This is a genomic window from Streptomyces clavuligerus, from assembly GCF_005519465.1.
GTDB classification, from domain to species: domain Bacteria; phylum Actinomycetota; class Actinomycetes; order Streptomycetales; family Streptomycetaceae; genus Streptomyces; species Streptomyces clavuligerus.
Genome location: NZ_CP027858.1, coordinates 5,828,236 through 5,839,798 on the forward strand (window position 1 = coordinate 5,828,236; position 11,563 = coordinate 5,839,798).

Annotated in this window: 10 protein-coding genes; all 10 read left to right on the forward strand. The window is 71.6% G+C overall.

All coding sequences use genetic code 11. The features are described 5' to 3' along the window. Position 1 precedes the first annotated feature (1 nt). The 10 genes from CRV15_RS24660 to coaBC all read left to right on the forward strand — a co-directional run bounded on the left by CRV15_RS24660 (position 2) and on the right by coaBC (position 11,406). A complete protein-coding gene (locus tag CRV15_RS24660; protein ID WP_003959743.1) occupies positions 2-1,288 on the forward strand; it encodes a dihydroorotase in 1,287 nt (428 codons plus the stop codon). Further along, on the forward strand, positions 1,285-1,869 hold the full coding sequence (locus tag CRV15_RS24665) for a PH-like domain-containing protein (protein WP_003959742.1): 585 nt from the start codon (positions 1,285-1,287) through the stop codon (positions 1,867-1,869). The genes CRV15_RS24660 and CRV15_RS24665 overlap by 4 nt, the downstream gene beginning before the upstream one ends. After that, positions 1,866-3,014: a glutamine-hydrolyzing carbamoyl-phosphate synthase small subunit gene (carA, locus tag CRV15_RS24670; protein WP_003956410.1), complete on the forward strand. Its 1,149-nt coding sequence runs from the start codon at positions 1,866-1,868 to the stop codon at positions 3,012-3,014. Before CRV15_RS24665 ends, carA begins: the two co-directional genes overlap by 4 nt. Beyond that, positions 3,007-6,324: a carbamoyl-phosphate synthase large subunit gene (gene carB, locus CRV15_RS24675; RefSeq protein WP_003956411.1), complete on the forward strand. Its 3,318-nt coding sequence runs from the start codon at positions 3,007-3,009 to the stop codon at positions 6,322-6,324. The genes carA and carB overlap by 8 nt, the downstream gene beginning before the upstream one ends. 59 nt (positions 6,325-6,383) lie before the next feature. Continuing rightward, positions 6,384-7,517, forward strand: a complete 1,134-nt coding sequence (locus CRV15_RS24680) for a quinone-dependent dihydroorotate dehydrogenase (protein ID WP_003956412.1) — start codon at positions 6,384-6,386, stop codon at positions 7,515-7,517. After that, positions 7,514-8,386, forward strand: coding sequence for an orotidine-5'-phosphate decarboxylase (gene pyrF / locus CRV15_RS24685; protein WP_003956413.1), 873 nt, complete (start codon positions 7,514-7,516; stop codon positions 8,384-8,386). The genes CRV15_RS24680 and pyrF overlap by 4 nt, the downstream gene beginning before the upstream one ends. 355 nt (positions 8,387-8,741) lie before the next feature. Next, positions 8,742-9,065, forward strand: coding sequence for an integration host factor (locus tag CRV15_RS24690; RefSeq protein ID WP_003956414.1), 324 nt, complete (start codon positions 8,742-8,744; stop codon positions 9,063-9,065). 38 nt (positions 9,066-9,103) lie between these two features. Further along, positions 9,104-9,676, forward strand: a complete 573-nt coding sequence (gmk, locus tag CRV15_RS24695) for a guanylate kinase (protein WP_003959740.1) — start codon at positions 9,104-9,106, stop codon at positions 9,674-9,676. 68 nt (positions 9,677-9,744) lie between these two features. Further along, on the forward strand, positions 9,745-10,017 hold the full coding sequence (gene rpoZ / locus CRV15_RS24700) for a DNA-directed RNA polymerase subunit omega (RefSeq protein WP_003956416.1): 273 nt from the start codon (positions 9,745-9,747) through the stop codon (positions 10,015-10,017). A gap of 186 nt (positions 10,018-10,203) precedes the next feature. Next, positions 10,204-11,406: a bifunctional phosphopantothenoylcysteine decarboxylase/phosphopantothenate--cysteine ligase CoaBC gene (coaBC, locus tag CRV15_RS24705; protein WP_009995492.1), complete on the forward strand. Its 1,203-nt coding sequence runs from the start codon at positions 10,204-10,206 to the stop codon at positions 11,404-11,406. Positions 11,407-11,563 lie beyond the last annotated feature (157 nt).

The window sequence follows — 11,563 nt, forward strand, 5'->3', positions numbered from 1 at the left end:
CATGAGCACGATCCTTATCCGTGGTGCGAAGGTACTCGGCGGCGCCGCGCAGGACGTCCTGATCGAGGGCGCGGCCGTGACCCGGGTCGGCACCGGTCTGAGCGCCGAGGGCGCCCAGGTCGTCGAGGCGGAGGGCCAGATCCTGCTGCCCGGCCTGGTGGACCTCCACACCCATCTGCGCGAGCCCGGCCGCGAGGACTCCGAGACCGTCCTCACCGGCACCCGCGCCGCGGCCGTCGGCGGCTACACCGCCGTCCACGCCATGGCCAACACCCACCCCGTCGCCGACACCGCCGGTGTGGTCGAGCAGGTCTACCGGCTCGGCAAGGAGTCCGGCTACTGCGACGTCCAGCCGGTCGGCGCCGTCACCGTGGGCCTGGAGGGCAAGCACCTGGCCGAGCTGGGCGCCATGCACGACTCCGCCGCCGGGGTGAAGGTCTTCTCCGACGACGGCAAGTGCGTCGACGACGCCGTGATCATGCGCCGGGCGCTGGAGTACGTGAAGGCGTTCGACGGGGTCATCGCCCAGCACGCCCAGGAGCCCCGGCTCACGGAGGGCGCCCAGATGAACGAGGGCGTCGTCTCCGCCGAGCTGGGTCTCGGCGGCTGGCCCGCCGTCGCCGAGGAGTCGATCATCGCCCGCGATGTGCTGCTCGCCGCGCACGTCGGCTCCCGGCTGCACGTCTGCCACCTCTCCACGGCGGGCTCCGTCGAGATCGTCCGCTGGGCCAAGTCCAAGGGCTGGAACGTCACCGCCGAGGTCACCCCGCACCACCTCCTCCTCACCGACGAGCTGGTCCGCACCTACAACCCCGTCTACAAGGTGAACCCGCCGCTGCGCACCGAGGCCGATGTGCTGGCCCTGCGCGAGGCCCTCGCCGACGGCACCATCGACTGCGTGGCCACCGACCACGCCCCCCACCCGCACGAGGACAAGGACTGCGAGTGGGGCGCGGCGGCCATGGGCATGGTCGGCCTGGAGACCGCGCTCAGCGTGGTCCAGGAGACGATGGTCGAGACCGGGCTGCTCGACTGGGCGGGCGTCGCCGACCGGATGTCCTTCCGCCCCGCGAGGATCGGCCGGCTCGCCGGGCACGGCCGCCCCGTGGCCGCGGGCGAGCCCGCCAACCTGGTCCTGGTCGATCCGGCATACCGTGGGACCGTGGACCCCGCCCGCTTCGCCTCCCGCAGCCGCAACACCCCCTACCAGGGGCGTGAGCTGCCGGGCCGCGTCACCCACACCTTCCTGCGGGGCCGCGCCACGGTACTCGACGGGAAACTCGCGTGACATCACTGACCCATATCGCAACCCGGCTCCCGGCCCCGCTCGCCGCCGAACAGAAGTCGGCGGAGGTGACCGACTGGGCGGCCCGCATCGGCTGGGTCGTCGGACTGCTGATCTTCATCGCCCTGGTCTGGTGGCTGATGCGCCAGGGCTGGAAGTGGCGCGGAGCCCTCCAGTCCGGGCTGCCCGCCCCGGCCGCCCCGCCCGCCGACCCCGGCGCCGCACGGCTGGCCCTGACCGGCCGCTACCACGGCTCGACCACCGCCGGGCAGTGGCTGGACCGGATCGTCGCCCACGGCCTCGGCGTCCGCAGCCGGGTCGAGCTGAGCCTCACCGACGAAGGGCTGACCGCGGTCCGCCCCGGGGCCGACGACTTCCACATCCCCCGCCGGGATCTGCGCGGCGCCCGGATCGACCGGGGCATCGCCGGGAAGGTCCTCCCCGAGGGCGGTCTGCTGATCGTCACCTGGCAGCTCGGCGACACCCTGATCGACTCCGGTTTCCGCTCCGACACCGCGGCCGTGCACCCCGAGTGGGTCACCACCCTGAACCAACTGACCGATATGACGGAAGGCGCACGATGACGACCTCCACCCCGGGGATCGCCTCGGCGAAGAACACAGCCCCCGCCGTTCTCGTCCTGGAGGACGGCCGCACCTTCCGCGGCCGTGCCTACGGGGCTGTGGGGGAGACCTTCGGCGAAGCGGTCTTCAACACCGGTATGACCGGCTACCAGGAGACCCTGACCGACCCCTCCTACCACCGCCAGGTCGTCGTGATGACCGCCCCCCACATCGGCAACACGGGCGTCAACCACGAGGACGACGAGTCCCGGCGGATCTGGGTCGCCGGCTATGTGGTGCGCGACCCCTCGCGGGTCCGCTCCAACTGGCGCTCCAGGCACACCCTCGACGAGGAGCTGGCCGCGCAGGGCGTGGTCGGCATCAGCGGGATCGACACCCGCGCCCTCACCCGCCATCTGCGCGAGCGCGGCGCGATGCGCGTCGGCATCTTCTCGGGCGAGGCCGTCGCCGACGAGCAGAGCCTGCTCTCCCGGGTCCGCAGCGCCCCCGAGATGACCGGCGCGGACCTCTCCGCCGAGGTCGCCACCGCCGAGACCTATGTCGTCCCGGCGATCGGGACCAAGCGGTTCACCGTCGCCGCCATCGACCTCGGCATCAAGGGCATGACCCCGCACCGGATGGCCGAGCGCGGCATCGAGGTGCACGTCCTGCCCGCCACCGCCACCGCGGACGACGTGTACGCGGTCCAGCCGGACGGCGTCTTCCTCTCCAACGGCCCCGGCGACCCGGCCACCGCCGACCTCACCGTGGTCCGCGCGGTGCTGGAGCGCGGGACCCCGCTCTTCGGCATCTGCTTCGGCAACCAGCTCCTGGGCCGGGCCCTCGGCTTCGGCACCTACAAGCTGAAGTACGGCCACCGCGGCATCAACCAGCCCGTGCAGGACCGTTCCACCGGCAAGGTCGAGGTCACCGCCCACAACCACGGCTTCGCCGTGGACGCCCCGCTCGACCGTGTCTCCGACACCCCGTTCGGCCGGGTCAAGGTCTCCCACGTCTGCCTCAACGACAACGTGGTGGAGGGGCTCCAACTCCTCGACCGGCCCGCCTTCAGTGTCCAGTACCACCCCGAGGCGGCGGCCGGTCCCCACGACGCCGCCTACCTGTTCGACCGCTTCGTCTCCCTGATGGAGGACCAGCGTGCCTAAGCGCTCCGACATCCAGTCCGTCCTGGTCATCGGCTCCGGCCCGATCGTCATCGGCCAGGCCGCCGAGTTCGACTACTCCGGCACCCAGGCGTGCCGGGTCCTCAAGGCCGAGGGGCTGCGGGTCATCCTGGTCAACTCCAACCCGGCCACGATCATGACCGACCCGGAGATCGCCGACGCCACCTACGTCGAGCCGATCACCCCCGAGTTCGTCGAGAAGATCATCGCCAAGGAGCGCCCCGACACGCTCCTGCCCACCCTCGGCGGCCAGACCGCCCTCAACACCGCCATCTCCCTCCATGAGCGCGGCGTCCTGGAGCAGTACGGTGTCGAGCTGATCGGCGCCAATGTGACGGCGATCAACAAGGGCGAGGACCGCGACCTCTTCAAGGAGGTCGTCGAGGAGGTCCGCCGCAAGACCGGCCACGGCGAGTCCGCCCGCTCCGTCATCTGCCACTCCATGGACGACGTCCTCGCGGGCGTCGACACCCTGGGCGGCTACCCCGTCGTCGTCCGCCCCTCCTTCACCATGGGCGGCGCGGGCTCCGGCTTCGCCCACGACGAGGACGAGCTGCGCCGCATCGCGGGCCAGGGCCTCACGCTCTCCCCGACCACCGAGGTCCTCCTGGAGGAGTCCATCCTCGGCTGGAAGGAGTACGAGCTGGAGCTGATGCGCGACAAGAACGACAATGTCGTCGTCGTCTGCTCCATCGAGAACTTCGACCCGATGGGCGTCCACACCGGCGACTCCATCACCGTCGCCCCCTCGATGACCCTCACGGACCGTGAGTACCAGCGCCTCCGCGACATCGGCATCGCCATCATCCGCGAGGTCGGCGTCGACACCGGCGGCTGCAACATCCAGTTCGCCGTGAACCCGGTCGACGGCCGGATCATCGTCATCGAGATGAACCCCCGGGTCTCCCGCTCCTCCGCACTCGCCTCCAAGGCCACCGGCTTCCCGATCGCCAAGATCGCCGCCAAGCTCGCCGTCGGCTACACGCTGGACGAGATCCCCAACGACATCACCGAGCAGACCCCGGCCTCCTTCGAGCCCACGCTCGACTACGTCGTGGTCAAGGCCCCCCGCTTCGCCTTCGAGAAGTTCCCCTCCGCCGACGCCGGTCTCACCACCACCATGAAGTCGGTGGGCGAGGCCATGGCCATCGGCCGCAACTTCACCGAGGCCCTCCAGAAGGCCCTGCGCTCCCTGGAGAAGAAGGGCAGCCAGTTCGACTTCTCCGGCGACGCCGCCGACCTCGGCGACAAGGACGAGCTGCTGCGCGCCGCCGTCCGCCCCACCGACGGCCGGATCAACACGGTGATGCTGGCCATCCGTGCCGGGGCCACCCCGGAGGAGGTCTTCGAGGCCACCCGGATCGACCCCTGGTTCGTCGACCAGATGTTCCTGATCAAGGAGTACGCGGACGAGCTGGCCGCCGCCGAGAAGCTCACCCCCGAGCTGCTGGCCGAGGCCAAGCGCCACGGCTTCTCCGACAGCCAGATCGCGGGCATCCGCGGGCTGCGCGAGGACGTCGTCCGCGAGGTCCGGCACGCGCTCGGCATCCGCCCCGTCTACAAGACCGTCGACACCTGCGCCGCCGAGTTCGCCGCCCGCACCCCGTACTTCTACTCCTCGTACGACGAGGAGACCGAGGTCGCCCCGCGCGAGAAGCCCGCGGTGATCATCCTCGGCTCCGGCCCCAACCGGATCGGCCAGGGCATCGAGTTCGACTACTCCTGCGTCCACGCCTCCTTCGCGCTCAGCGACGCCGGGTACGAGACCGTCATGGTCAACTGCAACCCGGAGACCGTCTCCACCGACTACGACACCTCCGACCGGCTCTACTTCGAGCCGCTCACCCTGGAGGACGTCCTGGAGATCGTGCACGCCGAGGCGCAGGCGGGACCGATCGCCGGTGTGATCGTCCAGCTCGGCGGCCAGACCCCGCTGGGCCTCGCCCAGGCGCTCAAGGACAACGGCGTCCCGGTCGTCGGCACCTCCCCCGAGGCCATCCACGCCGCCGAGGACCGCGGCGCCTTCGGCCGGGTCCTCCAGGAGGCCGGGCTGCCCGCCCCCAAGCACGGCACCGCCACCACCTTCGCCGAGGCCAAGGCCATCGCCGACGAGATCGGCTACCCCGTCCTCGTCCGCCCCTCCTACGTCCTCGGCGGGCGCGGCATGGAGATCGTGTACGAGGAGGCCCGCCTCCAGTCGTACATCGCCGAGTCCACCGAGATCTCGCCCGACCGGCCGGTTCTCGTCGACCGCTTCCTCGACGACGCCATCGAGATCGACGTCGACGCCCTCTACGACGGCGAGGAGCTGTACCTCGGCGGCGTCATGGAGCACATCGAGGAGGCCGGTATCCACTCCGGCGACTCCGCCTGTGCCCTGCCCCCCATCACCCTGGGCGGCTTCGACATCAAGCGGCTGCGCGCCTCCACGGCGGCCATCGCCCGGGGCGTCGGCGTCCGCGGACTGATCAACATCCAGTTCGCCCTGGCCGGGGACATCCTCTATGTCCTGGAGGCCAACCCGCGCGCCTCCCGCACCGTGCCCTTCACCTCCAAGGCCACGGCCGTGCCGCTGGCGAAGGCCGCCGCCCGGATCTCGCTCGGCGCCACCATCGCCGAGCTGCGCGCCGAGGGGCTGCTCCCCCGGGAGGGCGACGGCGGCACCCTGCCCATGGACGCGCCGATCTCCGTCAAGGAGGCCGTGCTGCCGTGGTCCCGCTTCCGGGACATCCACGGCCGGGGCGTCGACACCATCCTCGGCCCGGAGATGCGCTCCACCGGCGAGGTCATGGGCATCGACTCCGTCTTCGGCACCGCCTACGCCAAGTCGCAGGCGGGCGCCTACGGCCCGCTGCCCACCAAGGGCCGCGCCTTCATCTCCGTCGCCAACCGGGACAAGCGCTCGATGATCTTCCCGGCGCGGGAGCTGGTCGCCCACGGCTTCGAGCTGCTGGCCACCTCCGGCACCGCCGAGGTCCTCAAGCGCAACGGCATCAACGCCACCGTGGTGCGCAAGCACAGCGAGGGCGAGGGCCCGAACGGCGAGCGGACCATCGTCCAGCTCGTCCACGACGGCGAGGTCGACCTCATCGTCAACACCCCGTACGGCACCGGCGGCCGGCTCGACGGCTACGACATCCGCACCGCCGCCGTGGCCCGCTCCGTCCCCTGCCTCACCACGGTCCAGGCGCTCGCCGCCGCCGTCCAGGGCATCGACGCGCTCGGCCGCGGCGACGTGGGCGTCCGCTCCCTCCAGGAACACGCCCGGCGGCTGACCGCCGGCCGCGACTAGGACGACGACCCGAGGGGGACACCGGACACCGGTGTCCCCCTCCTGATGAGGACCCCACCATGTACCGACTTCTCTTCGACCTCGTCTTCCGGCGGATGGACCCCGAGCGCGCCCACCACCTGGCCGTCGGCTGGATTCAGCGCGCCGCCTCCGTACCCGTCCTGCGGACGTACATCGCCGCCGTGCTCGCCCCCCGCCACCGGGAGCTGCGCACCGAGGCCCTCGGACTGCGGATGCACGGGCCCTTCGGGCTCGCCGCGGGCTTCGACAAGAACGCCGTCGCCATCGACGGTCTGACGATGCTCGGCTTCGACCATGTCGAGATCGGCACCGTCACCGGTCTGGCCCAGCCGGGCAACCCCAGGAAGCGGCTGTTCCGGCTGATCCCCGACCGGGCCCTGATCAACCGCATGGGCTTCAACAACGAGGGCTCCGCGGCCGTCGCCCAGCGGCTCGCCGAGCGCCGTCCGGTCTTCCGGGGCGTCGTCGGCGTCAACATCGGCAAGACCAAGGTCGTCCCCGAGGCGGAGGCGGTCGCCGACTACGTCACCTCCACCGAGCGGCTCGCCGCCCACGCCGACTACCTCGTGGTCAACGTCTCCTCGCCCAACACCCCCGGGCTGCGGAACCTCCAGGCCACCGAGGCGCTGCGACCGCTGCTCACCGCCGTGCGCGAGGCCGCCGACCGCACGGTCACCTCCCGCCGGGTCCCCCTGCTCGTCAAGATCGCCCCCGATCTCGCGGACGAGGACGTCGACGCCGTCGCCGACCTCGCCGTGGAACTCGGCCTCGACGGCATCATCGCCACCAACACCACCATCTCCCGCGAGGGCCTCGCCTCCCCGGCGGAGCTGACCGCCGAGACCGGCGGCCTCTCCGGCGCCCCGCTCAAGGAGCGCTCCCTGGAGGTCCTGCGGCGGCTGTACGCCCGGGTGGGCGACCGGATCACCCTTGTGGGCGTCGGCGGCGTCGAGACCGCCGAGGACGCCTGGCAGCGCATCCTCGCCGGGGCCACCCTGGTCCAGGGCTACAGCGCCTTCATCTACCAGGGCCCGTTCTGGTGCCGCGCCGTCCACAAGGGCCTCGCCGCGCGCCTGGCCGCCAGCCCCTACGCCACCCTCGCCGAGGCCGTCGGCGCCGGGGTCCGCGAGGCCCGTACCGCTTCCGCCACCACCGAGGAGAGCGCCGCGTGATCCCCTTCGGCGCCCGGCTGCGCACGGCCATGGACACCCGTGGCCCGCTCTGTGTCGGCATCGACCCCCACCCCTCCCTGCTCACCGACTGGGGCCTGGACGACACCGTCGCGGGCCTGGAGCGGTTCACCCGCACCACCGTGGAGGCGCTGGCCGACCGGGTCGCGGTGCTCAAGCCGCAGTCCGCGTTCTTCGAGCGCTTCGGCTCGCGCGGCGTCGCCGTCCTGGAGACCGCCGTCGCCGAGGCCCGCCAGGCGGGCGCCCTGGTGCTGATGGACGCCAAGCGCGGCGACATCGGCTCCACGATGGCCGCGTACGCCGCCACCTATCTGGACCCGGGCTCCCCGCTCTTCTCGGACGCGGTCACCGTCTCGCCGTACCTCGGCTTCGGCTCGCTGCGCCCGGCGCTCGACCTGGCCGCCCGCTCCGGCTCGGGGGTCTTCGTCCTCGCGCTCACCTCCAACCCGGAGGGCGCCGAGGTGCAGCGCGCCACCGCCGCCGACGGGCGGGCGCTGGCCCAGCTGATGCTGGACCGGATGGCGGCCGAGAACGCCGGGGCGGAGCCGATGGGCTCGGTGGGCGCGGTCGTCGGCGCCACCCTGGGCGACGCCGGGGTCGACCTGGCGATCAACGGTCCGCTGCTGGCCCCCGGGATCGGGGCGCAGGGCGCGACCCCGGCGGATCTGCCCGCTGTCTTCGGCGCGGCGGTCGGCCAGGTGGTGCCCAGCGTCAGCCGGGGGGTGCTGCGGCACGGCCCCGACCCGGCGGCCCTGCGGGCGTCCGCCGAGCGTTTCGCCGAGGAGATCCGGGCGGCCGTCTCCGCCGCCGACGGGGTGTCCGGCCAGAAGGGCGAACGCGGGGGCGCGTAAGAGTGAAAAGGTGGTCATCGGGGGCGTGAAAGGACACGCCCCCGGGCGCGAGTACCCGCTCCGTACCCCGGAATAATCCGTGGTGGGACCACGCAAAGGCCGTCGGTGAAACAGCTGTACCCGCCCTCTTGACAGAAACTTGGCCGAAATCTCGGCCGATATGTCGCAAAAGTCCTGGTCGGCCGATGCTGACCAGGACTTTTCGCTTGTTCTCGCTGACTGGAGCGGTGCGGGCCGCTAGTCTCCGTCGGAGAGCGCACGCGTACTGCGTCGCTCGTTCCTTCCCTGGTGCGGGCATTTCCTGGTTCCGTACCGGACTTTCATCCGACAGTTCGACATCCGAGGTGACGTAGGCGTGGCTCTTCCGCCCCTTACCCCTGAACAGCGCGCAGCCGCGCTCGAAAAGGCCGCCGCGGCTCGCCGGGAGCGGGCCGAGGTCAAGAATCGACTCAAGCACTCCGGCGCCTCGCTCCACGAGGTCATCAAGCAGGGCCAGGAGAACGACGTCATCGGCAAGATGAAGGTCTCCGCCCTCCTGGAGTCCCTGCCGGGCGTGGGCAAGGTCCGCGCCAAGCAGATCATGGAGCGGCTCGGGATCTCCGAGAGCCGCCGGGTGCGCGGTCTCGGCTCGAACCAGATCGCTTCCCTGGAACGCGAGTTCGGCGGCGGCCCCGCCTGACGTTCCCGGGCACCCCCGGGAACCTGGATAATCGCTGCATGGCAGTAGAGGTACGTCCGCGGCTGACCGTGCTCTCCGGCCCCTCCGGGGTCGGCAAGAGCACGGTCGTCGCGCATATGCGCAAGGTCCACCCCGAGGTCTGGCTCTCGGTGTCGGCCACCACCAGGAAGCCACGCCCAGGCGAGCGCCACGGCGTGCAGTATTTCTTCGTCGGCGACGACGAATTCGACAAGCTCATCGCAAATGGCGAGCTGCTGGAATGGGCCGAGTTCGCGGGCAACCGCTACGGCACCCCCCGGCAGGCGGTCCTGGAGCGGCTGGCGGCCGGTGAGCCGGTGCTGCTGGAGATCGATCTCCAGGGCGCCCGCCAGGTCAAGGAGTCCATGCCCGACTCCCGGCTGGTCTTTCTCGCCCCGCCGAGCTGGGACGAGCTGGTCCGCAGACTCACCGGCCGGGGCACCGAGTCGGCCGAGGTGATCGAGCGCAGACTGGCCGCCGCGACAGTGGAGCTGGCCGCCGAGTCCGAGTTCGACACCACCCTGGTCAACACCTCCGTCGAGGATGTCTCCCGTGAGCTGCTAGCCTTGATGACGGTGTCTTCAGGGAAGTGATCTTTCGAGTGAACCTCCTGGGCACTCCAGGAGAAAGCGTCTCCGAGAATCACAACGGAAGGTAGAGCGTGTCCTCTTCCATCACCGCGCCCGAGGGCATCATCAACCCGCCGATCGACGAGCTGCTTGAGGCCACGGACTCCAAGTACAGCCTCGTGATCTACGCGGCCAAGCGCGCCCGTCAGATCAACGCGTACTACTCCCAGCTCGGCGAGGGCCTGCTGGAGTACGTCGGTCCGCTCGTCGACACCCATGTCCACGAGAAGCCGCTGTCGATCGCGCTGCGTGAGATCAACGCCGGTCTGCTGACCTCCGAGGCCATCGACGGTCCGGCCCACTGACCAGCGGCACGGCGCGCCCGTAGGGCCCTGCCCGTACGGCGTACAGCCCTTTCACCCCAGGCCCGGCGGCACTCCCGCCGGGCCTGTGGTGTGTGATGGAGGCGGACGTCGGTATCGGCCCCGCGGGCGGATACCGCCGGGGCCCGCCGGGCCGACACGCCGAGAGACCGAGTGCGGGGAGACACAGTGGAGAAGCCGAAGGTGGTCCTGGGGGTCAGCGGGGGCATCGCCGCCTACAAGGCGTGCGAGCTGCTGCGGCGCCTCACCGAGTCGGGACACGACGTCCGGGTGGTGCCGACCGCGTCCGCGCTGCACTTCGTGGGCGCCCCCACCTGGGCCGCGCTCTCCGGGCACCCCGTCTCCACCGAGGTCTGGTCCGAGGTCCACGAGGTCCCGCACGTCCGGATCGGCCAGAGCGCCGATCTCGTCGTCGTCGCCCCCGCCACCGCGGACCTGCTGGCGAAGGCCGCCCACGGGCTCGCCGACGATCTGCTCACCAACACCCTGCTGACCGCCCGCTGCCCCGTCGTCCTCGCCCCGGCGATGCACACCGAGATGTGGGAGCACCCCGCGACGCAGGAGAACGTCGCCACCCTGCGTCGCCGGGGCGCCGTCGTCGTCGAGCCCGCCGTGGGCCGTCTCACCGGCGCCGACACCGGCAAGGGCCGGCTGCCCGACCCCGCGGAGATCTTCGAGGTCTGCCGCCGGGTGCTGGCCCGCGGCACCGCCGCCCCCGACCTGGCCGGACGGCATGTGGTGATCAGCGCGGGCGGCACCCGGGAGCCCCTGGACCCGGTCCGCTTCCTCGGCAACCGCTCCTCCGGCAAGCAGGGGTACGCCCTCGCCCGCACCGCCGCCGCACGCGGCGCCCGGGTGACCCTCGTCGAGGCCAATACCCGGCTCCCCGACCCCGCCGGGGTCGACGTCGTCCATGTCGGCACCGCCGTCGAACTGCGCGCGGCGGTCCTCGCCGCGGCGGCCGACGCCGACGCGGTGGTGATGGCGGCGGCCGTGGCCGACTTCCGTCCCGCCGAGTACGCCGCAGGCAAGATCAAGAAGAAGGACGGCGAGGAGCCCGCGCCCGTCGTCCTGGTCCGCAACCCCGACATCCTCGCCGAGATCTCCGCCGAACGGGTCCGGGCCGATCAGGTGATCGTGGGCTTCGCCGCCGAGACCGACGACGTCCTCGCCAACGGCCGGGCGAAGCTGCTGCGCAAGGGCTGCGATCTGCTGGTCGTCAACGAGGTGGGGGAGCACCGGACCTTCGGCGCCGAGGAGAACGAGGCCGTCGTCCTCGCCGCCGACGGCACCGAGACCCCGGTGCCGCACGGCCCCAAGGAGGCTCTGGCCGACACCGTGTGGGATCTCGCACTGCCGCTGTTCCACTGAGCGGACCCTTCCCACGACCCCCGATGACCCCCGTTTCGGGGACACATCCGCAGGTCGGAAGGGGTGGCCGAGAGCAGGGCCGACCGTGCCGGATCGTGGACCGGGGCTCTCGGGAATCGAGACGGGGTGGTCCGGAGCGGGGGAGCGGTGGATAAAC

What these genes read in the sequence shown, in the direction of transcription:
- CRV15_RS24680 (WP_003956412.1), top strand. Translation starts at nt 6,384, where the DNA reads ATGTACCGACTTCTCTTCGACCTCGTCTTCCGGCGGATGGACCCCGAG.
- gmk (WP_003959740.1), top strand. Translation starts at nt 9,104, where the DNA reads ATGGCAGTAGAGGTACGTCCGCGGCTGACCGTGCTCTCCGGCCCCTCC.
- carA (WP_003956410.1), top strand. Translation starts at nt 1,866, where the DNA reads ATGACGACCTCCACCCCGGGGATCGCCTCGGCGAAGAACACAGCCCCC.
- CRV15_RS24660 (WP_003959743.1), top strand. Translation starts at nt 2, where the DNA reads ATGAGCACGATCCTTATCCGTGGTGCGAAGGTACTCGGCGGCGCCGCG.